The sequence below is a fragment of the Pantoea sp. RIT-PI-b genome (assembly GCF_001187905.1).
GTDB lineage: Bacteria > Pseudomonadota > Gammaproteobacteria > Enterobacterales > Enterobacteriaceae > Pantoea > Pantoea nemavictus.
Genome location: NZ_LGIS01000026.1, coordinates 40835 through 66805, shown reverse-complemented (window position 1 = coordinate 66805; position 25971 = coordinate 40835). Strand labels below are relative to the sequence as shown.

Genomic DNA, 25971 nt, shown 5'->3' with positions numbered 1-25971 from the left:
AGTCGCCCCCTTTTTTCCGGCATGGGGGATAAATATGTTTATCGGATTCGATTACGGCACGGCTAACTGTTCAATTGCAGTCAGCGAGAATGGCACGCCGCGCCTGCTGACACTGGAGAATGGTCAGCGCCTGCTTCCCTCCATGATTTGTGCACCCACGCGCGAAGCGATCAGCGAATGGCTGCATCGCCATCATCAGGTGCCCACGCCAGACAGCGAAGGTACGGCATTATTGCAGCGCGCGCTGCGTTATAACCGCGAAGAAGATATCGACGTCACGCCAGGCAGCGTGCAGTTCGGCTTAACTGCACTGCAGCAGTATATGGTCGATCCCGAGGAAGTGTGGTTTGTGAAATCGCCGAAATCCTTCCTCGGTGCCAACGGCCTGAAACCGCAGCAAATCGCTTTCTTCGAAGATCTGGTGTGCGCCATGATGCTGCACATTCGCCAGCAGGGTGAGACTCAACTCGATCGCCCGATTGAGCAGGCGGTGATTGGTCGCCCGATTAACTTCCAGGGATTAGGCGGTGAAGACGCCAACCAACAGGCGCAAGGTATTTTGCTGCGCGCGGCGCAGCGTGCCGGTTTCCGTGACGTGGAGTTCCAGTTTGAGCCGGTGGCGGCGGGGCTGGATTTCGAAGCCACGCTGCAGAAAGAGACACGCGTGCTGGTGGTGGATATCGGCGGCGGAACTACCGACTGCTCGATGCTGCTGATGGGCCCGGAATGGCGCAACAAAACCGATCGTCGTGAAAGTCTGCTCGGTCACAGCGGTTGCCGCGTGGGCGGTAACGATCTCGACATCATGCTGGCATTTAAAACCCTGATGCCGCTGCTTGGTCTCGGCGGCAATACCCAGAAAGGCACCGCGCTGCCCGCGTTGCCGTGGTGGAATGCAGTGGCGATCAACGATGTCCCGGCGCAAAGCGATTTTTACTCTGCGGCCAGCGGCAAACTGCTGCGCGATTTGATTCGCGACGCCGAGCACAGCGACAAAGTGGCGCACCTGTTGAAAGTGTGGCAGCAGAAGTTGAGCTATCGCTTAGTTCGCGCCGCTGAAGAGAGCAAAATCGCGCTATCGGAAATAGCAGAAACGGATGCATCGCTGGCATTTATCGCCGCTCAGCTACAGGCGCAGATCAGCGCGACACAGCTGGAAGAGGCGATTAATCAGCCGCTGGAGCGGATTCTTGAGCAGGTCCATCTGGCGCTCGCCACCTGCGAAACCAAACCAGAAGTGATCTATCTGACAGGCGGTAGCGCGCGTTCACCGATACTGCGCGCCGCCCTGCAGCAGGCATTGCCCGATACGCCTATCGCCAGCGGCGATGATTTCGGCTCGGTCACCGCCGGACTTGCGCGCTGGGCTGAAGTAATGTTCGGTTAATGCTAATCCAGTTGCGAACGGTACCCTCTCCCGCTTGCGGGAGAGGGTAAAGTCCGTAATCTTGTGACGATTTTATCTTACTTAAACCATCAGAAATTCACGTTCGCGCTAATCCCACCCACAAACGCATCTTTCACTTCGCTCACCGCACCCGGCGCCACCACATACTGCAGATTTGGACGCAGCTGCAGCCATTTGGTCAGCTGAGCGTTGTAGTAAATCTCATAGTTGTACTCTGAACCATCCTGAATCGGCAGATAGGTCGGGCTATCGAAGTTGGTTTCGCCGTTGGCATTATTCTGCTCACGCTGCGAGCGCGTATAAGCGCTATTGACGTGAATACGCGCCGCACCGACACCAATCTCATCCTGCGGACGCGCATCGAACGGTCCTTTCCAGGTGAAGCTGACCGATTGATAGTTGTCGGTTTTCGAGGTCTTGTGGTCGTTCATCACCGCCTGCACGGTGACACCCAAACCACGGCTGGCGTCGCCGCCTTGCGCTGTCAGCTGTTGCTGCAACAGGACGTAGCCACCGTAGGCGTGATCCTTGCTTTGATAAGCGCCATCGCGCCAGCTACCGTAGTTATCGCCATTGGCTGACGAGTAGTAATAACCAATGCGGTAGTTACCCGGCAGTTTGTCCGTGCCCAGGGTGGGTTTCCAGCCCAATTCCACCGGCACCAGATTCCCTTCTGAGTTGCTGGTATCCAGACGGAAGCCGTCGCCGCGATCGTAGTTAGCACGGTTTTGGTTGTAGAAACCGACCTGGAAGAACACTTCAGGCGTGAAGTTTACTTTCACGCGACCGCCCCACTGGGAAACCGGCCAGTTGAACCAACGATCGCCACGCCAGTTACCTGCCTGACCGCTACCAAACGCCAGGTTCTGGAACTTACTGTCGAAGTTATCGAAGTCTTCACCAACGGTAACGCGCCCCCCCTTCAGGTTGACGGTGTTATCGAACAGACCTTTGCTCAACCAGAACTGGGTTAAACGCCAGGTTTGGCCACGACCGTAAACTTCCTGGGTGGATGACAACATGCCGGTACGGCGATCGGCAACCTGATCGGAGATGTTCTGACCATTACGATCGGTAATCGTCATCTGGAACTGCGCATCCTGCCAGTTAAGCAGTTTTTCCAAATCGAAGTTGGCGCCAAACGCCCACTGATCGCTGTAACGCATAGACGTGTTGGTGTCAGCGCCGCCCGCCAGATTGGAGGCGCTTTCCATGGTGTAGTTAACGTCGAATTTAATGCCGTCATTTTCCAGCTGCGTTCGATTGCCGCCCCAATCGCCAAACATATAGGGAGAGTCATAACTGAACGCATCAGCGGCTAGCGCAGATGTGCTCAGCATCGCCAACATCAGGGTTCCCGCTGCCACGCGAGGGATGTGCTGCACTGCTTTTTTTCTGTTCATGATGGTTTTTCTTATATGAAGTTACTGGGATGGATCGAACAGAGGATAGTGCTGAGGATTTGTCAGTTTTTGCAAATATGTGCGCAGTTTACCTGAAGTTGATAGTGCGTTAGCGCAATTGTGACGCTGGTCGATGATTGAAAATCTTTTGCTGAAAATGGCATTTTTTGTGAGGCAGAACAGAAAATTAGCGGGACGCCGCAGCGTCCCTGAAAACATTACAATTTACTGGCACTCGCCAGCTCTTCAATTTCCTGCTTGCTGAGTTCCAGCTCGGTGGCTTTCACCAGTTCATCCAGCTGCTCCAGTGAAGTGGCACTGACAATCGGCGCAGTGATGCTCGGACGCGCAATCTGCCACGCCAGTGCAACCTGGGTAGCTGATACATCATGTGAAGCCGCAACATCTTCTAGCGCTTCAATGATGCGCTTGCCGCGTTCGTTGAGATATTTATCCACGATGCCCTGCCCGCGCTTACTCTTGCTGGCATCTTCTGGCTTTTTGTATTTACCGCTAAGGAAACCGCTGGCCAGCGAATAGTAGTTAATCACGCCAAGGCCATTTTTCACCGCCACCTGCTCCAGGCCGCCTTCATACTCCTGACGATCGTACAGATTGTATTCCGGCTGCAGGGTTTCATAGCGCGCCAGACTATGTTGCTTGCTCACGTCCAACGCTTCCTGCAGACGTTCAGCGTTATAATTCGAGGCACCAATGGCGCGCACTTTGCCCTCTTTGATCAGCGAATCGAAGGCTTTAAGCGTGTCCAGCAGCGGCGTCGTGTCATCATCGCGGTGCGCCTGATACAGATCGATGACGTCGGTTTGCAGGCGACGCAGCGAATCTTCCACCGCCTGACGAATATAAGCGGGCTTCAGGCCGGTTTTTTCCGGCGACAGCTCCATGCCCACTTTGGTCGCCAGTACGATACGATCGCGCTTGCCGCTTTTCTTCAGCCATTTACCGATAATGGTTTCCGATTCGCCCCCTTCATTACCTGGCGCCCAGCGCGAGTACACATCAGCGGTATCGATGAAGAACAATCCTTTCTCCACCAGTGCATCCAGCAGTGAAAACGAGGTTTTCTCATCCACCGTCCAGCCAAATACGTTGCCGCCAAAGGTGAGACGGGGAACTTCTATACCGCTGTCGCCAAGCTGGCGGAGTTTCTGTTGACTCATTATGTTCTCCTTATTTAAACGAGACAGGTCTGCATTGAGCTTAGCAAAGGAAAAACGCGGCGCTTATGCGTATTCCTGCCAGAATATTTACAGAATATGAATACTTAGCCGTACGGGGGCGATATTCTTATTTCCTTCAATTTTTGTCCGGTCCGGGCGACTACAATCATTCGTTTGCGAAATAGGCGTTCCCCGTCAGGGTATTTGATTTCGCATTTTGGGAAAACGACACGCTGGAGAGCATACACCTTGATTAACCGTCGACTAAAAACAAGCTTGCTGGCCGTAGCCGTCATTGCCGTGCTGGCAGGGGGATATTACTGGTGGCAGCATCCAGCGGAACCGACTAAACAGCCGCAGGCCGAAGGTCAGCAGCAGCGTGGACGCGGCGCAGGCGGTGGCGCGGCGCGTCGTCCATTAGCGCCAGTGCAGGCTGCGACAGCCAGCACGCAAAGCGTGCCCTATTATCTCAGCGGCCTCGGTACCGTGACCGCCGCCAACACCGTTACGGTGCGCAGTCGCGTGGATGGGCAACTGATGGCGCTGCACTTCCAGGAGGGACAGCAGGTGGCCGCCGGCGCGCTGCTGGCGGAGATCGATCCGCGTCCTTATCAGGTCGCGTTAACCCAGGCGCAGGGCCAGCTGGCAAAAGACCAGGCCACGCTCGCCAATGCGCGCCGCGATCTTAGCCGCTATGAAAAACTGGCGAAAACCTCGCTGGTATCGCAGCAGGAACTGGATACGCAACGCTCGCTGGTGAGCGAGACGCTGGGTACGCTTAAAGCCGATGAAGGTAACGTTGCCAGTGCCCAACTCAATCTTACCTACAGCCGCATCACTGCGCCGATTGGTGGCCGCGTTGGCTTGAAGCAGGTTGATGTGGGCAACTACATCACTTCCGGCGATACCACCGGTTTAGTGGTCATCACCGAAACGCATCCGATCGATGTGGTGTTCAGCGTGGCGGAAAATAACATCAGCCAAATCCTCAAGGCGCAGAAAAGCGGTCAGCCGCTGATTGTCGAAGCCTGGGATCGCAGCAATAAAACCTTACTGACCACCGGTGCATTATTGAGTCTGGATAACCAGATTGATGCCACCACCGGCACCATCAAGCTCAAAGCACGCTTTAACAATCAAGATGACACGCTGTTCCCGAACCAATTTGTTAATGCGCGTTTGAAAGTGGATACCCTGCAGGATGCGGTGGTGATTCCGACCGCCGCGCTGCAGATGAGCAACGATGGTCATTTCGTTTGGGTGGTGAACAGCGACAACAAAGTGAGCAAAAAACGCGTCACCGCCGGATTGCAGGATAGCCAGAAAGTGGTGATCAGCGCGGGTCTTGAAGCCGGCGATCGTGTGGTCACCGACGGCCTGGATCGCCTGACCGAAGGCGCAACGGTCGAGATTGTCGCCCCGCAAAGTGCCGCCACACACAGCACCCGCGCTGCACAGCCAGCTCGTGGAGAGCGTCAATAATGCAGGTGATGCCTCCAGACTCAAGCGGCGGCCCATCACGCCAGTTTATTCTGCGCCCGGTCGCCACCACGCTATTAATGATCGCCATTCTGTTGGCGGGCGTGCTCGGCTACCGTTTTCTGCCGGTCTCCGCGCTGCCGGAAGTGGATTACCCGACGATTCAAGTGGTGACGCTCTATCCCGGCGCCAGTCCGGATGTCGTCACGTCGTCAATCACTGCGCCGCTGGAACGCCAGTTTGGCCAGATGTCCGGCCTGAAACAGATGGCGTCGCAGAGTTCGGGCGGCGCGTCGGTAGTCACATTGCAGTTCCAGCTGACGCTGCCATTGGACGTCGCCGAACAGGAAGTGCAGGCGGCAATCAACTCTGCCACCAATCTGCTGCCCAGCGATCTGCCTAATCCGCCGGTTTATAGCAAAGTAAACCCAGCCGATCCGCCGATCATGACGCTGGCCGTCACCACCACCAGCATGCCGCTCACGCAAGTGCAGGACATGGTAGAAACCCGCGTGGCGCAGAAAATTTCGCAGGTCTCTGGCGTCGGTTTAGTCACGCTGTCGGGTGGACAACGTCCGGCGGTGCGCGTGAAGATGAACACGCAAGCGCTGGCAGCACTCGGCTTGACCAGCGAATCGGTGCGTACCGCCATCACCAATGGCAACGTCAACTCGGCGAAAGGCAGTCTCGACGGCCCAACGCGCTCGATTACGCTGTCGGCCAACGACCAGATGACCTCAGCGGAAGAGTATCGCCAGCTGATCATCAGCTATAACAACGGCGCGCCGGTGCGGCTGGGCGATGTCGCCACCATTGAGCAAGGAGCCGAGAACAGCTGGCTCGGCGCCTGGGCTAACCGCCAGCCGGCGATTGTACTGAACGTGCAGCGCCAGCCCGGCGCCAACATTATCGCCACCGCCGATAATATCCGCGCCATGTTGCCTGGACTTACCGCCACGCTGCCGAAATCGGTGGATGTGAAACTGCTTACCGACCGCACCACCAACATCCGCGCCTCCGTCAGTGATACGCAGCACGAACTGATGCTGGCGATGGGTTTGGTGGTGATGATCATCTATCTGTTCCTGCGTAACGTGCCGGCGACCATTATTCCTGCGGTCGCCGTACCGCTGTCGCTGGTCGGCACCTTTGCCGCGATGTATTTTCTCGGCTTCTCGATTAACAATCTGACGCTAATGGCGCTGACCATCGCCACCGGTTTTGTCGTCGATGCCGCCATCGTGGTAATTGAGAACATCTCACGCTATATCGAAAAAGGCGAAAAGCCGCTAACGGCGGCGCTGAAAGGCGCAGGCGAGATTGGTTTCACCATTATCTCCCTCACCTTCTCGCTGATTGCCGTGCTGATCCCGCTGCTGTTTATGGGCGATGTGATTGGTCGCCTGTTCCGCGAATTCGCCGTGACGCTGGCGGTGGCGATTTTGATCTCCGCCGTGGTGTCGCTGACGCTGACGCCAATGATGTGCGCGCGCATGTTGAGCGCTGAATCGCTGCGCAAGCAGAACCGCTTCTCACGCGCCAGCGAAGCGATGTTTGATCGCATTATTGCCCATTATGGTCGCGGTTTAACGCGCGTGCTGCTGCATCCATGGATCACGCTGTCGGTGGCGCTCGGCACCTTGCTGATCACCGTGCTGCTGTGGATTGTCATTCCGAAAGGCTTCTTCCCGCAGCAGGATAACAGCATTATTCAGGGCACCCTGCAGGCACCGCAGTCAGTTTCTTACGCCAACATGTCTGAGCGCACGCGCGATGTCGCCTCGATCATCATGAAAGATCCGGCGGTACAAAGCATGACGTCGTTTGTTGGCGTCGATGGCACCAACGCCGCACTCAACAGCGCCCGCCTGCAGATCAACCTCAAGCCGTTAAATGAGCGCGACGATCGTATCCCGGCGGTGCAACAGCGTCTGCAACAGGCGTTGGCCAAAGTGCCGGGCATCTCGCTGTGGCTGCAACCGGTGCAGGATCTAACCATTGATACCCAGGCGAGCCGCACACCGTACCAATTCACGCTGCAATCGGGCTCGCTGGAGTCGCTGAGTTTGTGGGTGCCGAAACTGCTGGAACAGCTCAACACGCTGCCGCAACTGCGCGACGTCAGCAGTGACTGGCAGGATCAAGGGCTGGAAGCCTTTGTGCGCGTCGATCGCGACAGCGCCAGCCGGTTGGGTATCAGCATGGCCGACGTCGATAACGCGCTGTATAACGCCTTTGGCCAGCGATTGATCTCCACCATTTACACCCAGGCCAACCAGTATCGCGTGGTGCTGGAGCAGAACAACGATGCTATGCCAGGACTGGCGAGCCTCGACGGCATTCGCCTGACCAGCAGCGACGGCGGCAGCGTGCCGCTGAGCGCCATCGCCCAGATTGAGGAACGTCACGCCGCCTTGAGCATCAATCACCTCGATCAGTTCCCGTCGGCGACTTTCTCGTTTGACGTCGCAGAAGGTTATTCGCTGGGCGACGCGGTGAAAGCGGTGAGCGCGGCGGAAGATCAGGTCGGTATGCCCGCGGAAATGATGACGCAGTTCCAGGGCAGCACGCTGGCTTTCGAAGCCGCGTTGTCCAGCACCGTATGGCTGATCGTGGCCGCCGTGGTGGCGATGTATATCGTGCTCGGCGTGCTGTACGAAAGCTTTATTCATCCCATCACCATTCTATCCACGCTGCCCACCGCTGGCGTCGGCGCGCTGCTGGCGCTAATGCTGAGCGGCAACGAGCTGGATATCATCGCCATCATTGGCATTATCTTGCTGATCGGTATCGTGAAGAAAAACGCCATCATGATGATCGACTTCGCGCTGGCGGCGGAACGTGAGCAAGGCATGCCGCCGCGCGAGGCGATTTATCAGGCGTGCTTGCTGCGTTTCCGTCCCATCCTGATGACCACATTGGCGGCGCTGCTCGGTGCGCTGCCGCTGATGCTGAGTACCGGCGTCGGCGCGGAACTGCGCCGTCCATTAGGTATTGCGATGGTCGGCGGTTTGGTGGTGAGTCAGGTTTTGACGCTATTCACCACGCCGGTGATCTATCTGCTGTTCGATCGTCTCGCCCACGCCACGCGCCGTCGCTTTAAACGCTCGGAGGCGCAGCCGTGAAGTTTTTCGCGCTGTTTATCCATCGCCCGGTCGCCACGACGTTGCTGACGCTGGCGATTGCGCTGGCCGGTATTCTTGGCTTCCGCCTGCTGCCGGTGGCGCCGCTGCCGCAGCTGGATTTCCCGGTGATTTTGATCTCTGCATCGTTGCCTGGCGCATCCCCGGAAACCATGGCGGCCTCGGTGGCGACGCCGCTGGAGCGTTCACTCGGGCGCATTGCCGGCGTCAGCGAAATGACCTCCACCAGCTCGCTGGGCAGCACGCGCATCATTCTGGTGTTCGATTTCGATCGTGATATCAACGGCGCGGCACGCGATGTACAGGCGGCGATTAACGCGGCACAAAGCCTGTTGCCGACCGGCATGCCCAGCCGCCCCAGCTATCGCAAAGCCAACCCGTCCGATGCGCCGATCATGATTCTGACGCTAACATCAGACATCTATAATCCCGGTCAGCTGTATGATTACGCCTCAACGCAGCTGGCGCAGAAGCTGTCGCAGATTGAAGGCGTGGGCGATGTAACGGTCGGCGGCAGTTCGCTGCCCGCGGTGCGCGTGGAACTCAATCCGCAGGCGCTGTTTAATCAGGGCGTCTCGCTGGATGCGGTGCGCACCGCCATCAGCAACGCCAACCAGCGCCGGCCGCAGGGCGCGATTGACGATGTGCAGCAGCGCTGGCAGTTGCGCACCAACGGTGAATTACAAACTGCCAGCGAGTATCAGCCGCTGGTGGTGCACTACAACAACGGTGCGGCGGTGCGGCTCAGCGATGTCGCTAACGTGCAGGATTCGGTGCAGGACGTGCGCAACGCCGGTATGACCAACGGTAAAGCGGCGGTGCTGCTGGTGGTGCGCAAAGCGCCGGAAGCCAACATCATTGATACCGTCGATCGCATTCGTGGCGAATTGCCGGAACTGCATGACGTGATTCCTGCCGCTATCGACCTGCAAATTGCTCAGGATCGCTCGCCCACCATTCGCGCTTCGCTGCATGAAGTGGAGCAGTCGCTGATTATCGCCGTGGCGCTGGTGATACTGGTGGTGTTTGCCTTCCTGCGCGACTGGCGCGCCACGCTGATCCCCGCCGCTGCCGTGCCGGTGTCGCTGATTGGCACCTTCGCCGCCATGTATCTGTGCGGGTTCAGCCTGAATAACCTGTCGCTGATGGCGTTAACCATCGCCACCGGTTTTGTCGTCGATGATGCGATTGTGGTATTGGAGAATATTGCGCGCCACGTTGAAGCGGGCATGAAGCCGTTACAGGCGGCGCTAACCGGCGTGCGTGAAGTGGGTTTTACCGTGCTGTCGATGAGCCTGTCGCTGATTGCGGTGTTCCTGCCGCTGCTGATGATTGGCGGCATTATTGGCCGCTTCTTCTCGGAGTTTGCCATTACGCTGTCGGTGGCGATTCTCATCTCGCTGTTTATCTCGGTCACGCTGACACCGATGATGTGCGCCTACCTGCTTAAACCGCAGGTCAAGCGTAGCCAGCCGCGCACGCGGGGTTTCGGCAAACTGTTGATGAAAGTGCAAAACGGTTACGCGCGCTCGCTCGGCTGGGTGCTGAATCACGCCATTTGGGTGTTGATGCTACTGCTCGGCACCGTGGCGCTCACCGTCTGGCTGTTTATTTCGATCCCGAAAACCTTTATGCCTGAGCAAGATACCGGCCGCTTACAAGGATTTATTTCGGCGGACCAGAGCATTTCGTTCCAGGCGATGCGCGGCAAGCTGCAGGATTTCATGAACATTATTAAGGCCGATCCGGCGGTGGATAACGTCACCGGCTTTACCGGCGGTTCGCGCACCAACAGCGGCTCAATGTTCGTCTCGCTTAAGCCACTGTCCGAACGCAGCGAAAGCGCGCAGGAAGTGATTGCCCGGCTGCGCGTTAAGCTGGCGAAAGAGCCGGGCGCCAATCTCTATCTCAACGCGGTGCAGGACATTCGTATTGGCGGACGTGAATCCAACGCCAGCTACCAGTACAGTTTGCTGTCGGATAACCTGAATGATTTACGTGAATGGGAGCCGAAGATTCGTCAGGCGTTTGCCGCCCTGCCGGAACTGGCGGACGTTAACTCCGATCAGCAGGACAACGGCAGCGAAATGAATCTGACCTACGATCGTGAAAGCATGGCGCGACTCGGCATTGATGTTTCTGCCGCTAATGCCCTGCTGAATAATGCCTTTGGACAGCGCCAGATTTCTACCATCTACCAACCGCTTAACCAGTACAAAGTGGTGATGGAAGTGGATCCGCGCTACACCCAGGACATCAGCTCGCTCGATCAGATGTTTGTGATTAACAGTGACGGCAAAGCGATTCCGCTCAGCTGGTTTGCTCAGTGGCAACCGGCCAATGCGCCGCTGTCGGTGAATCACGAAGGCTTGTCGGCAGCGTCCACCATTTCGTTCAACCTGCCGGAAGGTGTGTCGCTGTCGCAGGCCTCGGAAGCGATTGATCGTACGATCACGGCGCTTGGCGTGCCAGCCAGCGTGCGCGGCAGTTTTGCCGGTACCGCGCAGGTGTTCCAGCAATCGCAATCCAATCAGCTCTATCTGATGCTGGCGGCGATTGCGGCGGTGTATATCGTGCTGGGCATTCTGTATGAGAGCTACGTCCATCCGCTGACCATTCTCTCCACCCTGCCCTCCGCAGGCGTTGGCGCGCTGCTGGCGCTGGAGCTGTTCAACACGCCGTTCAGCCTGATTGCGCTGATCGGGATTTTGCTGCTGATCGGCATCGTGAAGAAAAACGCCATCATGATGGTCGACTTTGCGCTTGATGCTGAGCGCAACGGCAATCTATCGGCGCGTGACGCAATTTTCCAGGCGTGCCAGCTACGTTTCCGCCCGATTTTGATGACCACTCTCGCCGCCCTGTTTGGTGCATTGCCGCTGGTGCTCACCAGCGGTGACGGCGCAGAGCTGCGACAGCCGCTCGGTATCACCATCGCTGGCGGCCTGGTGATGAGCCAACTGCTGACGCTCTACACCACGCCGGTGGTGTATTTGATGATGGATAAGCTGCGGCGCAGGAAAAACAAGGTGTTGGTGAGGGGTTAAGGGAAGTCGCCATGAATGGCGCCCCTACGCACCCCACATTTGTAGGGTCGCCATTTAGGGTGACCGTATAACAGAGGAGATTAAGTGGACACCAAAAACGCCACTGTGCGCTGGCAGCTGTGGATCGTCGCGTTTGGCTTCTTTATGCAGGCGCTGGACACCACCATCGTTAACACCGCGATTCCGTCGATGGCGCGCGATCTCAACGTCAGCCCGCTGAATATGCATTCGGTAATCGTCTCGTATGTGCTTACCGTGGCGATAACGCTACCGATCAGCGGCTGGCTGGCAGATCGTTTTGGCGTGCGCAATATCTTCTTCTGCGCCATCGTACTGTTCAGCATCGGTTCGCTGCTGTGCGCCTTCTCCTCAACACTTGATGAGCTGATCATGGCGCGTGTGGTACAAGGCATTGGTGGCGCGATGATGGTGCCCGTTGGCCGTTTAACGGTGATGAAAATCGTGCCGCGCGAGCAATATATGTCGGCGATGACCTTCGTCACCACGCCAGGGCAAATTGGTCCGCTGCTCGGCCCGGCGCTCGGCGGGATTTTAGTGCAGTACGCCAGCTGGCACTGGATCTTCCTGATTAACATTCCGGTCGGTATTATCGGCGCGATCGCTACGCTGACGCTGATGCCCAATTACACCATGCAGACGCGCCGCTTCGACTTCCTGGGCTTCGCGCTGCTGGCGGTAGGGATGGCGACGCTGACGCTGGCGCTTGATGGCCAACGCAGCTCTGGCGGTTCGCCGCTGTTGCTCGGCTTACTGATTTTGGTTGGGGTGTTTTCGCTGCTGTTCTATCTGATGCACGGCCGCAACAACGAAAATGCGCTGTTCAGCCTCAAATTGTTCGACAACCGCATCTATTCGATTGGTCTGCTCGGCAGTTTTACCGGGCGTATCGGCAGCGGCATGCTGCCCTTTATGACACCGATTTTCCTGCAGGTCGGCCTCGGCTACAGCCCGTTCCACGCCGGTTTAATGATGATTCCGATGGTGCTCGGCAACATGGGCACCAAACGCGTGGTGGTACGTCTGGTTAATATTTTCGGCTATCGCCATGCGCTGGTCGGGGCAACCATTGCGTTGGCGCTGGTGGTGCTGCTGTTCCCGCTGGTGGCGCTGCTTGGCTGGATCTGGCTGCTGCCGGTGGTGCTACTGCTGCAAGGCATGGTGAACGCCATCCGTTTCTCATCCATGAATACCCTGACGTTAAAAGAGCTGCCGGACGATCTGGCCTCGAGCGGCAACAGTTTGCTCTCCATGATTATGCAGCTGTCGATGAGTATCGGCGTCACCGTGGCCGGCTTGCTGTTAGGCGCCTTCGGCCACGGCGTGATCACCGACAGCGCAGCCGCGCATCAAACCTTCATTTACACCTATCTGTGCATGGCGCTGGTGATTGTGCTGCCGGCGCTGGTGTTTTGGCGAGTACCTAAAGATGTGAGTAAAAACGTTGATCTTAGAGGCAGGAGCAAAGGATGAAGCGGCCGATAAAATGGGGCATTGGTGCCAAGCTGTTTGCGGCGATTTTCTCTACCTGCATGCTGGTCATCATCACCATGCACTGGGGCGTGCGGCTTAGCTTTGAGCATGGCTTCGTCGATTACATAAAAAAAGGCAACGAGCAGCGCCTTACGCTATTAAGCGACGCGCTGGCCGATCAGTATGAGCAGCACGGCAACTGGGATTTTCTGCGCAACAACGACCGCCTGATTTTTTCCATTCTGCGCTCGCTGGAACAGAATCCTGGCAGCGTTAACCAACTGCCTCCGCACGGCTGGCGCACGCAGTTCTGGATTATCGACCAGCAATATAAAGTACTGTCCGGTCCGCGCCAGCCGGTGCCACCAGAAGGTACCCGCCGCAATATCACCACCAGCAATGGCAAAATTGTCGGCTGGGTGATTGCCTCACCGGCGGAACGCCTGACGCGCAGCACCGATATCAACTTCGACCAGCAGCAGCGGCGCACCAGCTGGATGATTGTCGCGCTCACCGGTTTACTCGCGGCGCTGGTCACCTGGCTGCTGGCGCGCGGCCTGCTGGCGCCGGTAAAACGCCTGGTAGATGGCACGCACCATCTGGCGGCGGGTAATTTCGCGACCCGCGTGGAAGTGGGCAGCAGTGATGAACTCGGCCAGCTGGGACGCGACTTCAACCTGCTCGCCAGTTCGCTGGAGAAAAACGAGAGTAACCGCCGCGCCTTTATGGCCGACATCTCCCACGAATTGCGCACGCCGCTGGCGATCCTGCGCGGTGAGCTGGAAGCGATGCAGGATGGCGTGCGCAAACTGACGCCGGAAGCCATCAGCTCCCTGCAAAGCGAAGTGTCGCTGCTGACCAAGCTGGTGGACGATCTGCATCAGCTATCGCTTTCCGACGCGGGCGCCCTCGCCTATCGCAAACAGCCGGTCGACCTGGTCAGTTTGCTGGAAGTGGTGGCGGGCAGTTTTGGTGAACGTTATCGCAGCCGCAATCTGGCTCTCAAGCTGGCGCTACCTGCGCAGGCGCAGAGCTTTGGCGACCCCGATCGCCTGATGCAGCTGTTTACTAACCTGCTGGAGAACAGCCTGCGCTATACCGATGCGGGTGGCGAAGTGCAGCTGACCTTGCAACAGGCCGGCGAAAACTGGCAGCTCAAATTTGCCGATAGCGCGCCGGGTGTCGATCCGCTGCATCAGGCACAATTATTCGAACGTTTTTTCCGCGCCGAAAGTTCACGTAATCGTGCCAGCGGCGGCTCTGGGCTTGGGCTGGCGATTTGTAAAAACATTGCCGAAGCGCATAACGGCAGCATCAGTGCGGATCACTCTGATTTAGGTGGGCTGCAAATCACGCTAAACTTGCCGTATGTTCCTCACTAGACGTCACTTATGAGCCCGGAAAATAGCGATCCACTGATTCTTGTTGTAGAAGATGAACCGAAACTGGCGCAGCTGATGATTGATTATCTGCAGGCGTCCAACTATCGCACGCACCACATTGCCGACGGTAACGCAGTACTGAACTACGTGCAGCAAACGCCGCCGGACCTGATGCTGCTGGATTTGATGCTGCCCGGCCGCGACGGCTTGACGCTGTGCCGCGAAATCCGCCGCTTCTCCGAGCTGCCGATAATTATGGTCACCGCACGCACCGAAGAGATCGATCGCTTGCTGGGGCTGGAAATCGGTGCTGATGACTATATCTGTAAGCCGTTCAGCCCGCGCGAAGTGGTGGCGCGCGTCAAAACCATTTTGCGTCGCGTTAAACGTTCGCCGGAAGAAGCCCAGCAGGAATCGCATCTGCAGATTGATGAAAGCCGTTTCCAGGCCAGCTGGCGCGAACAGCAGCTGGAGTTGACGCCCGCTGAGTTTCGTCTGCTAAAAACCCTGGCGCTGGAGCCGGGCAAAGTCTTCTCGCGCGAGCAGCTGCTGAACCATCTCTACGACGATTACCGTGTGGTGACCGACCGCACCATCGATAGCCACATCAAAAATTTGCGCCGCAAGCTGGAAAGCCTCGATGCCGAGCAACCGTTTATTCGCGCGGTATACGGTATGGGTTATCGCTGGGAAGCGGACGTCTGCCGTTTGCTCTAGCGAGCAGCGGCTTACATTGATCCAGGTCAATTTACATCGGGTGCGGGCCTGCCTACAATTCCCCACCTTTTGCAGGGCCGTGTAACGCGGCCGCTGCACCTGCCATCCAGCATGGCATGCTGACCTGACATCAGTGAGAAAATCCATGTTAAAACCTGAACTGCTTTCTCCAGCGGGCTCGCTGAAGAATATGCGTTATGCCTTTGCCTACGGCGCCGATGCGGTATATGCCGGACAACCGCGCTACAGCCTGCGCGTACGCAATAACGAATTCACCCACGAGATTCTGGCGAAAGGCATCAATGAAGCCCATCAGCTCGGAAAGAAATTCTACGTGGTAGTCAATATCGCCCCACACAACGCCAAACTAAAAACCTTTATTCGCGACCTGACGCCAGTCGTCGCCATGCAGCCGGACGCGCTGATTATGTCCGATCCTGGCCTGATCATGCTGGTGCGCGAAGCCTTCCCGGATATGCCCATTCACTTGTCGGTTCAGGCCAACGCGGTTAACTGGGCGACGGTAAAATTTTGGCAGCAAATGGGGCTGACGCGGGTGATTCTGTCGCGCGAGCTGTCGCTGGATGAGATCGCTGAAATTCGCCAGCAGGTGCCGGAAATGGAGATTGAGATCTTCGTTCACGGTGCGCTGTGCATGGCCTATTCCGGCCGCTGCCTGCTCTCGGGCTACCTTAACAAACGCGATCCCAACCAAGGCACCTGCACCAATGCTTGCCGCTGGGAATATAAAGTGGCAGAAGGCAAACAGGATGAGATTGGCAACATCGTTGGTTTCCATGAACCGGTTAAGGTGCAGGAGCCGACGCTGGGCGTGGGCGCTACCACCGACCGCGTGTTCCTGCTGGAAGAGAAGATGAAACCGGGTGAAGTGATGAGTGCGTTCGAAGACGAACACGGCACCTACATCATGAACTCTAAAGATCTGCGCGCGGTGGCACACGTTGAGCGTCTGAGCCAAATGGGTGTGCACTCGCTGAAAATTGAAGGCCGTACTAAATCTTTCTACTACTGCGCGCGCACCGCCCAGGTTTATCGCCGCGCCATTGATGATGCTGCTGCGGGTAAACCGTTTGATCCGGCACTGCTGGAGACGCTGGAAGGACTGGCGCACCGCGGTTACACCGAAGGTTTCCTGCGCCGTCATACGCACGACAGCTATCAAAACTATGAGCAAGGTTTCTCCATCTCCGAGCGCCAGCAGTTTGTTGGAGAATTCACCGGTAAACGCCGCGGCGACTGGGCGCAAATTGCGGTGAAGAACAAGTTTATGCTGGGTGATGCGGTGGAGATCATGACGCCGGAAGGCAACCTCAACTGTACGCTTGAAACCATGCAGAATGATAAAGGATCGGCGGTAGAGGGTGCGCCAGGCGATGGGCATCGCGTGTGGATCCCGGTACCGCAAGCGGTCAATCTGGCCTTTGCGCTGCTGCTGCGTAACTTTACTGATGGCAACAGCACTTACGATCCGCACGGGAAAAATCGCACATAAAGAAAAGAAAATGGCGAAGTTAGATTAAGATCACAGACCATCGCTTCGCCTCGCTTTAAAATCGCGCCTGCTGCTAACGAGTAACAATAAAAGCAGGTAGTACCAGGAACCACCTCATTCACCCGCCCGGCTCCCCCGTGCGGGTTTTCTTTTTTTCAGCGCCCGCCGATAAATTTCACTCCCCAGCTATGCTATAACCTGTGCTGTGTATCTCGCATCAAGGAACTGATAATGCAAAACAAACCGCTGACGCTGCTGATCCTCAACGGGAAAGGCGCAGGAAATGAAGATTTGCGTGCTGCGGTGAATACGCTGCGCGATGAAGGCTTTAATCTGGCGGTGCGCGTCACCTGGGAAAAGGGCGACGGCGATCGCTACGTGCAGGAAGCGGTGGCTTTGCAGGCAGAAACCGTGGTGGCCGGCGGCGGCGATGGCACCATTAATGAGATCGCCACCGCGCTCGCGGGACTGCCAGGACAGCAGCGTCCAGCGCTGGGCATTTTACCGCTTGGCACCGCCAATGATTTCGCCACCAGCGTGGGCATTCCAGAAGGTATGGAACCGGCGCTGCGTTTGGCGCTGGTGGGCAAAGCCAGCCCAATTGATTTAGCCTGCGTGAACGGCGATCGCTACTTTATCAACATGGCGACCGGCGGTTTTGGTACGCGCATCACCACCGAAACGCCCGAAAAGTTGAAATCTGCGCTGGGCGGCGTTTCGTACTTTATTCATGGTCTGATGCGGGTTGATGCCCTGAAGCCTGACAGCTGCGAAATCAGCGGACCCGGTTTTAACTGGCAAGGTGATGCGTTAGTGATTGGCATTGGTAACGGACGTCAGGCCGGCGGCGGGCAAAAGCTCTGCCCGGATGCGCTGATCAATGACGGCCAGCTCAATCTCAGCATTGTCACCGCGCAAGAGCTACTGCCAACCCTATTCCATTCGCTAACGCGCGATGATGAAAACCCCAACATCGTCACGGCGCAGCTGCAGTCGCTGACTATTCGCTCGCCACATGAGATGACGTTTAATCTGGATGGTGAACCGCTGACGGGAAGTGCATTCGAAATTGAAGTGATGCCTGGCGCGCTGAGCTGTCGTTTGCCGCCGCAGTGCCCATTGCTGGCCTGATTGGCTTTCAGGTCGCCATAAAGGGCGTAATGCCGATCAGTTAAGCGCTAAGCGACTTTCGTTCGCCATCGGCTGAGGCAGTTTCATCTACGCCGTGCGGCGACCGAGCAGAGGACGCCTGGCCGCGCCCTCTGCACTCCCGGGCCCTGCGCCAGCCCATCCCGCCGCTTCGCGGTGCCTTCGCTCCCTCGCGATTCCTGACGGACCGGCGGCGATTCGCTCCTGCTCAGCGCCGCCTCTCGCCGCATCCCTGCGGCTCGCCCTGGAATCCCTCACTCGCTCAGCGGGCTGGGATGTCGCCTCAACACCCGCGCTGCAGCAGCAATGCCTATTCCTGAATCACCATCGCTGTCACGCCTGTAGGGTGCACATTGAACGATGTGCACCGGCTGGTTTTCTACACCTTCATCCAGCGACGTTCCAATGCGGAAACCGCCACCGCTTCCAATACTTTCTGCACCTGCAAACCTTCGGCGAAGTCCGGCCACATACGATCTCCAGCAGCGATGCCGTTAATCAAATCGCGGATCTCAACGGTTTTCTGATCGTTGAAGCCGATGCCGTGCCCGGCTGATACGCAGAAATTGGCGTAATCCGGATGCGCCGGACCGGTCAAAATGGTTTTGAAACCCTGGCGCCCTGCCGGTTCATCATGGATATACAGCTCCAGCTCGGCCATGCGTTCCTGGGTATAGCGCAGCGTGCCTTTGGTGCCGGTCACCACATAAGTCAGACCCATTTTGCTGCCGCAGGCGATGCGCGAGGTTTCAAACACGCCGTGCGCGCCATTTTTAAAACGCAGCAAGGCGCTAGCCTGATCTTCGTTTTCTACCGGCAGCAGGCGCGAAGTCTCCTTCGGATCCGGACGCTCCTTAATCACCGTCATCATATCGCCGCTGACTTCTTCAATATCGCCGACCAGATAATGCGCCATATTCACAATGTGCGCGGCCAGGTCGCCCAGCGCGCCTAATCCCGCCAGCGCTTTCTGGCAGTGCCAGTCGAGCGGGGTTTCCGGACGCGCCAGATAATCTTCGTTGTGCGTGCCATAAAAATGCACCACGTCGCCGATTTCGCCCCGAGCGATGATCTCACGCGCCAGCTGGCTGGTGGGGTTTTTCATGTAGTTGAAGCCGACCAACGTTTTCACGCCGGCCAGCTGCGCGGCTTGCACCATCTCTTCGGCATCCGCTACCGACAGCGACAGCGGCTTCTCAGAGTAGACATGCTTGCCGTTGCGAATCGCTTCTAACGCCATCTCTTTGTGCAGGAAGTTGGGCGCGCAGATATCGACCACGTCGATGTTAGGATCGCGCACCAGCTCACGCCAGTCGCCGGTGGATCGCGCAAAGCCAAAGGTGGCTGCCTGTTTTGCCGCCAGCTCAGGATTCACTTCCGCCAGCATTTCACGCACGATTTCACCTTTCAGGGCAAAAACCGTGGGTGCCTGAGCGTAAGCAATTGCGTGACAACGACCAATATATCCACTGCCGATCATACCGATTCTGACTTTGTTCATGACTATTCCTGCATTCGGGTAACGAGTGATCTGGAATATATGTTTCGCTTTTCAGCGCGACAACGGCGAAATGAAATATCTGTGATCATACATGCGAGGTATCTGACAAAAACGACAAATCAGAATGTAATTTTGCATAGAGTTGGTGATCTTCATCACGAAATTAGCTGTAGAGCCGCTGGTTTAGCGACTTGAAACTCATGCACAGCAGGCAATTGACGCTTTATTCAGCAGTCAGTAAGAATTGTGAAAAAGAGTTTTGACAAGCAGAAGCCCGCTCGTTAATATGCGCCCCGTTCAAACGATTCCTCTGTAGTTCAGTCGGTAGAACGGCGGACTGTTAATCCGTATGTCACTGGTTCGAGTCCAGTCAGAGGAGCCAAATTTAAAAACCCGCTCAGGGAAACCTGAGCGGGTTTTGTCTTTTGTAGGGTCGCCATTTATGGTGACCGCTATGCAAGGTCGCCATAAATGGCGACCCTACGAAACCTTTCCGTATCATTCACGCTCTGTGATTCTCTTCACAACTCTGTAACGCCGACTTGTATGGTAGTATTAGTACGCGTATTTTTTCATCATTGCATTCCCGCTAAAGCCTGCTCAGCTTATCAAGAAGGCAGCAGGCAAGGAGTAGATGATGAAAAGTGTGGTGATTGAACAACCGGGTGAATTGGTGTTGGCAGAGCGTCCGCTGCCGCAGCCCGCTGCAGGTGAAGTCCGCGTGAAGGTGCAGTTTGCCAGCATCTGCGGTTCCGATGTGCATATCTGGCACGGCCACAATCCTTTCGCTAAATATCCGCGCGTTATTGGTCATGAATTTTTCGGCCTGATTGATGCGGTCGGCGATGACGTCGCCGCCAGCCGCATCGGTGAGCGCGTGGCGGTTGATCCGGTAGTCAGCTGCGGTCACTGCTATCCCTGCTCAATTGGTCGCCCCAACGTCTGCAAAGAGTTGCAGGTGATCGGCGTGCACCGCGACGGCGGCTTTAGCGAATATGCCGTGGCGCCGGCGAAAAATGCCTTCCGCCTGCCAAATAGTATTCCTGACAAGCTTGCCAGCATGGTTGAACCCTTCACCATCGCGGCCAACATCACCGCCTTTCTCAAACCACAGCCAAACGATGTGGCGCTGATTTACGGTGCCGGCCCGATGGGTCTTACCGCCATTCAGGTGCTGAAAGGCGTGTACGGCGTCGAGCAGGTGTTAGTGGTGGATCGCCTGCCAGAACGTTTGGTGCTGGCGCAGGAGAACGGAGCCGATCGCGTATTCAATAACAGCGAGATTCCCTTAGCCGCGCAGCTGGAAGGCGTACAACCCACGCTGATTATTGATGCCGCCTGCCATCCTGCCATTCTGGCTGAAGCCGCCGCCCTCGCCTCGCCAGCGGCGCGCATTGGCCTGCTGGGTTTCTCCGGCGAACCGTGCAGCATCACCCAGCAGAGTCTCACCAGCAAAGAGCTGTCGCTGTTCACCTCACGTCTCAACAGCAATCGCTTCCCGCAGGTGATTGAGTGGATGGAACAGGGGCAGATCCAGCCAGAGAAACTGGTGACGCACTATTTCCCGCTGGCGGAGGTGGAGCAAGCGATGACGCTGTTCGAAAAAGATCCCCGCACCTGCTGCAAAGTGATCCTACAAATGGGTTAAGTTAACCCACACACCAGGTGTCCCCATGCCGGTCACTTACCCGCCGGCATTATTACTATAAAAAAGACGATGACGGAGTTTCTATGTTTAAGAACCTGCGCTGGACCCTCGTACTGCTGTTGTTCCTGGTGTTTATGATCAACTATCTTGATCGTATCGCCCTCTCTTTGACTGTCCCTTTGGTGGAAAAAGACCTGATGATCAACGCCGAACAGTTCGGCATGATTTTCGGCAGCTTCTTCTTCGGTTACGCCCTGTTTAACTTTATTGGCGGTTTAGCGACCGATAAATTTGGCCCGACTATCGTGCTCGGTACCGCTGTCGGCATGTGGTCGCTGTTCTGTGGCCTGACCGCCATGGCGACCGGCTTCTGGTCAATGATGATTCTGCGCGTGCTGTTTGGCATGGCAGAAGGCCCGATTTCCGCCTCGGCGAACAAAGCCATCAACGGCTGGTTCCCGAAAAAACAGGCCGCCACGGCGATGGGCTTACTGAGCTCAGGTTCGCCGCTGGGCGGTGCTGTCGCCGGGCCGATTGTCGGCTATCTGGCGCTCTCATTCGGCTGGCGTCCAGCGTTTGTGGTGATCGCCGCAATTGGCTTCGTCTGGCTGGCGCTGTGGTTCTTCTTTGCGTCAGATAACCCAGCGAAAAGCAAACGCGTCTCCGCCGAAGAGCGCGCGTTAGTGGAAAAACTGAAAGCCGAAGAACCGGCCGACGTGATCGATCCGAGCGGCAACGCGCACGGTCTGGGCTTCTATCTGCGCCAGCCGATCATTCTGGTCACCGCCTTCGCCTTCTTCTGCTACAACTACATCCTGTTCTTCTTCCTCAGCTGGTTCCCGGCGTATCTGGTGCAGGCGCATGGCCTCGATATCAAAGCGATGAGCATCACCACCATGATCCCGTGGATTGTCGGCTTCGTTGGCCTGGCGCTGGGTGGTTGGATCTCCGATAAAATTTTCAATATCACCGGTAAGCTGCTGCTTTCGCGCAAAATTGTGCTGGTGGTTTCACTGACGGCAGCGGCGATTTGCGTGGCGCTGGCAGGTACGATAAAAGAGGTCAACTCGGCGGTGATCATGATGTCGATCTCCATCTTCTTCCTTTACATCACCGGCGCGATTTACTGGGCGATAGTGCAGGACGTAGTGCATAAAAGCCGTGTGGGTAGCATCAGCGGCTTTATCCATCTGATTGGTAGCCTGTCTGGCGTTATCGGCCCCGTCGTCACCGGTTTCATCGTGCAGCACTCCGGTAAGTTTGACAGTGCGTTCATCCTTGCCGGTGCAGTTGCTGGCGTCGGCGCGCTGCTGGTACTGCTGGTGATTCGTGAACCTAAGGCCAACAACAAACCGGTTTCTGTGTAATTCTCATGGGGCGCTAAGCGCCCCATTTGCTAAAAGGAATGACTATGTTAGAGCTTGATCGCCTCCCCGCTGATGTTCAACGTCCGGCTTACGATCGCACGCAACTCAAAACCCGCATGGTGCACATTGGCTTTGGTGCTTTTCATCGCGCGCATCAGGCGCTAGCGACCGATAAGCTGGCCGCGCAGGGCAGCGACTGGGGCTACTGCGAGGTGAATCTCAACAGCGGCACGCTGATTCAGGCGCTGCGTCAACAGGATCTGCTCTACACGCTGACCGAAATGGCCGATGAGAGTTTACACACGCGCGTGATTGGCGTGGTGACGCAAGCCCTGCACGGCAAAGGCGACGGCATTGAGGCGGTCATTGAAGCGATGGGTCAGCCGGATGTGGCGATAGTCTCAATGACGGTCACCGAGAAAGGCTACTGCTACATGCCGTCGAGCGGCAAGCTTAATCCCGATCATCCGGATATTTTGCATGACCTCGCCAATCCAGCAGCACCACGTTCGCTACCGGGGCTGATTCTGGCGGCGATTATCCGCCGTCGTGAACGTCATCTGCCGCCGTTTAGCGTGATGTCGTGCGACAACATGCCGGAAAACGGCCACGTCACGCGCAACGTGATTACCCAACTGGCTGAGTGCCACAGCCCTGCGCTGGCAGACTACATCCAGACGCACATTACCTTCCCTTCGACCATGGTCGATCGCATCGTGCCGGCGATGACCGATGCGGCGTTTGACTCGCTGGCTGAACGCCTGAGCAGCCGCGATCCGGTGGCGGTAGAAGCAGAGCCGTTCTTCCAGTGGGTGATTGAAGATAACTTCGTCAACGGACGCCCGGCATGGGAAAACGCCGGCGCGGAGTTGGTAAGCGACGTGCTGCCGTTCGAAGAGATGAAGCTGCGCATGCTGAATGGCAGCCATTCGTTCCTCGCCTATCTCGGCTTCCTCGCCGGCTATGAGCACATCAGTGATTGCATGGCCGATGCCAGCTATCGCCAGGCGGCACGCGCATTGATGCTGCAGGATCAGGCGCCGACGCTGCGTACTCAAGGCGTCGATCTCGCGGCATATGCCGATTCACTGATTGCGCGCTACGAGAATCGCGCCATCAAACATCGCACCTATCAAATTGCGACTGACGGCACGCAAAAGCTGCCGCAGCGCTTGCTGGATAGCGTGCGCTGGCATCTGCGCAACGGCACTTCCTGCGATTTCGTGTTGCTGGGCGTGGCCGGTTGGATGCGGTACGTCGGCGGCGTGAATGAGCAAGGAGAAGCGATTGAGATTCGCGATCCGTTAAAAGATCAGCTGGCGGATATCGTCGCTAACAGTGAAGAAGGCGCAGCCCGCGTAAAGGCGTTACTCGGCCTGAAAGCGGTGTTCGGCGACGATCTGCTGCAGCAAACGGCGTTTGTCACCCGCCTGACCGAACTGTATCAACAACTGGTGCAACTGGGCGCGCGTGCCACGGTTCACAGCCTCGTTACACAAGGCTAAGTGGCTGAACAAATGTGTAGCGCAGACGCAGTGTGCTGATTAGACTTACCCTTTCTCAACGGGCTGGCGCACGCCAGCCGTAATACGGATATTGCTGCATGTCGACTGCCTATACCATAACCACCAGCGAACCGGTAAATCAGCAGATCTATCGCTATCTGCGTAAAGATATTGTGACCTGCGTTATTCATCCGGGCTCGCTGCTGTCGGAGAAGGAAGTGTCGGCGCGCTTTAACGTGTCGCGTCAGCCGGTGCGCGAGGCCTTTATTAAGCTGGCTGAGGCCGGATTGGTGCAGGTTTTGCCGCAGCGCGGCACCTTCGTACGCAAGATCTCCGCCCAGCGTGTGGCCGATGGTCGCTTTATTCGTGAAGCGGTCGAGATTGCCGTGGTACGCCGCGCCGCGCAGGAAATGGGGGCGACAGGATTGATGGCGCTGGAGCATAACTTGCAGCTGCAGCGTTTAGCGGCTGAACGTCATGACAGCCAGGCATTTTTAACGCTGGATGATGAGTTTCATCGCCTGATAGCCGAGGGGATTAATTGCCTGCTGGCGTGGGAAACGGTGGAGAACATCAAAGCCACCATGGACCGCGTGCGCTTCCTGACGTTGAGCGAAGTGTCGCCGCCAGAAAGATTGATTCAGCAACATGAAGATATCTTTAATGCGTTGAAAGCGCATGACGTTGACGGCGCTGAAAGCGCGATGCGCCGCCATCTGCAGGAGATGATTTTAACCATTACGCCCATTGCCGAGCGCAATAGTGAGTGGTTTGAGGCGCCTTAAGTAGGGTTATCGCTGTCCCCCATCCCGGCCTTCCCCCGCAAGCGGGGGAAGGAGACGCTGCTACATGCAACACCCCAACTAACATATGGCAGCGTCTTCCTCCTCCATTTAGGGGGGAGGACCGAGGAGGGGGACAGCCAACACCATCAAGCTATGGTGACATCCTTCGACAAATACACATCCTGCACCGCATTAATCAGCTGCACGCCCTCTTTCAGCGACTTCTTAAACGCTTTGCGCCCCAGAATCAGCCCCATGCCGCCCGCACGTTTATTGATCACTGCGGTTCGTACAGACTCCGCGATATCCGTCTCACCCGCCGAAGCACCGCCGGAGTTAATCAACCCTGCACGTCCCATATAGCAGTTCGCCAGCTGGTAACGCACCAAATCAATCGGGTTTTCGCTGGTCAGCTTGCTATAAACACGTTCATCGGTATGACCAAACTTCACCGCGTTGTAACCGCCGTTGTTCTCAGCCATCTTCTGCTTCACGATATCCGCACCAATCGTTGCCGCCAGATGATTGGCCTGGCCAGTTAAATCGGCGCTGGCATGATAATCAACGCCCTCTTTTTTGAAGGCATCGTTACGCAGATAAGCCCACAGCACCGTCACCATACCCAGCTCGTGTGCGCGCTCAAACGCCGCAGAGATCTCTTCAATCTGACGACGCGATTGCTCAGAGCCAAAGTAGATGGTCGCGCCAACTGCTACTGCGCCCAGATTGAAGGCCTGTTCAACGCTGGCATACAGTGTCTGATCGTATTGGGTGGGATAGCTCAGGGTTTCGTTATGGTTCAACTTCACCATAAAGGGAATGCGGTGCGCATAACGCCGTGACACCGAGGCCAATACGCCGTAAGTCGATGCCACGCAGTTGCAGCCAGCTTCAATCGCCAACTCTACGATGTTTTTTGGATCGAAATACGCGGGATTAGCAGCAAAGGATGCGCCCGCCGAGTGCTCAACGCCCTGATCGACCGGTAAAATCGACAAATAGCCGGTGCCGGCTAAACGTCCGGTGTTGTATAGCGTTTGCATGTTGCGTAATACGGTGGGAGAACGATTGTTGTCGATCATTACGCGATCAACATAATCCGCGCCTGGTAAATAGAGGCTATCCGCTGGAATGGTCATGCAGCGATGTTGAAGAAGGCTGTCCGCCTCTTTGCCCAATAACTGTACGATGTCCGTCATGTTCGCTCCTGATAAATGGCTGGATTGGAACCGGCAAATGCCGATTCGCCCCC

17 protein-coding genes and 1 tRNA gene are annotated in these 25971 nt (G+C 56.8%); 14 read left to right on the top strand and 4 right to left on the bottom strand.

The annotated features are described in order from the left end of the window. Positions 1-34 precede the first annotated feature (34 nt). Positions 35-1387, top strand: coding sequence for a molecular chaperone (gene yegD, locus AC790_RS16390; RefSeq protein ID WP_049852454.1), 1353 nt, complete (start codon positions 35-37; stop codon positions 1385-1387). 89 nt (positions 1388-1476) lie between these two features. Here yegD and AC790_RS16385 read toward each other — a convergent pair whose 3' ends face one another. Together AC790_RS16385 and AC790_RS16380 are read right to left on the bottom strand one after the other, a co-directional pair. Next, positions 1477-2811 carry a carbohydrate porin gene (locus tag AC790_RS16385; protein WP_049852453.1) on the bottom strand — a complete coding sequence of 445 codons (1335 nt, stop codon included), beginning with the start codon at positions 2809-2811 and terminating at the stop codon, positions 1477-1479. Positions 2812-3029: 218 nt separating this feature from the next. After that, positions 3030-3992 carry an aldo/keto reductase gene (locus tag AC790_RS16380; protein WP_049852452.1) on the bottom strand — a complete coding sequence of 321 codons (963 nt, stop codon included), beginning with the start codon at positions 3990-3992 and terminating at the stop codon, positions 3030-3032. A gap of 252 nt (positions 3993-4244) precedes the next feature. On the opposite strand from AC790_RS16380, the gene AC790_RS16375 reads away from it, so the two are divergent. From AC790_RS16375 to yegS, 8 genes are all read left to right on the top strand, one after another. Further along, complete coding sequence (locus AC790_RS16375; RefSeq protein ID WP_049852584.1) at positions 4245-5474, top strand: MdtA/MuxA family multidrug efflux RND transporter periplasmic adaptor subunit; 1230 nt, start codon at positions 4245-4247, stop codon at positions 5472-5474. Further along, a complete protein-coding gene (locus AC790_RS16370) occupies positions 5474-8596 on the top strand; it encodes an MdtB/MuxB family multidrug efflux RND transporter permease subunit (RefSeq protein ID WP_049852451.1) in 3123 nt (1040 codons plus the stop codon). The genes AC790_RS16375 and AC790_RS16370 overlap by 1 nt, the downstream gene beginning before the upstream one ends. After that, positions 8593-11661: a multidrug efflux RND transporter permease subunit MdtC gene (mdtC, locus tag AC790_RS16365; protein ID WP_049852450.1), complete on the top strand. Its 3069-nt coding sequence runs from the start codon at positions 8593-8595 to the stop codon at positions 11659-11661. Before AC790_RS16370 ends, mdtC begins: the two co-directional genes overlap by 4 nt. Before the next feature lie 84 nt (positions 11662-11745). After that, positions 11746-13152 (top strand): multidrug transporter subunit MdtD, encoded by a 1407-nt coding sequence (gene mdtD / locus AC790_RS16360; protein WP_049852449.1) that lies wholly within the window; start codon positions 11746-11748, stop codon positions 13150-13152. Next, complete coding sequence (gene baeS / locus AC790_RS16355) at positions 13149-14534, top strand: two-component system sensor histidine kinase BaeS (RefSeq protein WP_007888977.1); 1386 nt, start codon at positions 13149-13151, stop codon at positions 14532-14534. Before mdtD ends, baeS begins: the two co-directional genes overlap by 4 nt. Positions 14535-14543: 9 nt before the next feature. Continuing rightward, positions 14544-15251 (top strand): two-component system response regulator BaeR, encoded by a 708-nt coding sequence (gene baeR / locus AC790_RS16350; RefSeq protein WP_007888978.1) that lies wholly within the window; start codon positions 14544-14546, stop codon positions 15249-15251. Positions 15252-15396: 145 nt separating this feature from the next. Then, the gene (gene yegQ, locus AC790_RS16345; protein WP_049852448.1) at positions 15397-16764 is read left to right on the top strand and encodes a tRNA 5-hydroxyuridine modification protein YegQ; all 1368 of its coding nucleotides are present in this window, start codon (positions 15397-15399) and stop codon (positions 16762-16764) included. A 231-nt stretch (positions 16765-16995) separates the two neighbouring features. After that, positions 16996-17895: a lipid kinase YegS gene (yegS, locus tag AC790_RS16340; protein ID WP_049852447.1), complete on the top strand. Its 900-nt coding sequence runs from the start codon at positions 16996-16998 to the stop codon at positions 17893-17895. A 397-nt stretch (positions 17896-18292) separates the two neighbouring features. Here the strand turns inward: yegS and AC790_RS16335 are convergent, their stop codons facing one another. Continuing rightward, positions 18293-19414 (bottom strand): Gfo/Idh/MocA family protein, encoded by a 1122-nt coding sequence (locus AC790_RS16335; RefSeq protein WP_007889542.1) that lies wholly within the window; start codon positions 19412-19414, stop codon positions 18293-18295. A 306-nt stretch (positions 19415-19720) separates the two neighbouring features. Here AC790_RS16335 and AC790_RS16330 point away from each other — a divergent pair. The 5 genes from AC790_RS16330 (at position 19721) to AC790_RS16310 (ending at position 24719) form a co-directional block, all read left to right on the top strand. Further along, positions 19721-19796, top strand: a tRNA-Asn gene (locus AC790_RS16330). Positions 19797-20051: 255 nt separating this feature from the next. Further along, on the top strand, positions 20052-21062 hold the full coding sequence (locus AC790_RS16325; RefSeq protein WP_049852446.1) for a Zn-dependent oxidoreductase: 1011 nt from the start codon (positions 20052-20054) through the stop codon (positions 21060-21062). 83 nt (positions 21063-21145) lie between these two features. Further along, positions 21146-22429, top strand: a complete 1284-nt coding sequence (locus AC790_RS16320) for an MFS transporter (RefSeq protein WP_007889540.1) — start codon at positions 21146-21148, stop codon at positions 22427-22429. A 44-nt stretch (positions 22430-22473) separates the two neighbouring features. Continuing rightward, complete coding sequence (locus tag AC790_RS16315; protein ID WP_049852445.1) at positions 22474-23934, top strand: mannitol dehydrogenase family protein; 1461 nt, start codon at positions 22474-22476, stop codon at positions 23932-23934. A gap of 98 nt (positions 23935-24032) precedes the next feature. Beyond that, positions 24033-24719 carry a GntR family transcriptional regulator gene (locus tag AC790_RS16310; protein ID WP_049852444.1) on the top strand — a complete coding sequence of 229 codons (687 nt, stop codon included), beginning with the start codon at positions 24033-24035 and terminating at the stop codon, positions 24717-24719. Positions 24720-24865: 146 nt separating this feature from the next. On the opposite strand, the gene fbaB is transcribed toward AC790_RS16310, so the two are convergent. Continuing rightward, positions 24866-25918, bottom strand: a complete 1053-nt coding sequence (gene fbaB / locus AC790_RS16305; RefSeq protein ID WP_007889531.1) for a class I fructose-bisphosphate aldolase — start codon at positions 25916-25918, stop codon at positions 24866-24868. Positions 25919-25971: the final 53 nt, after the last annotated feature.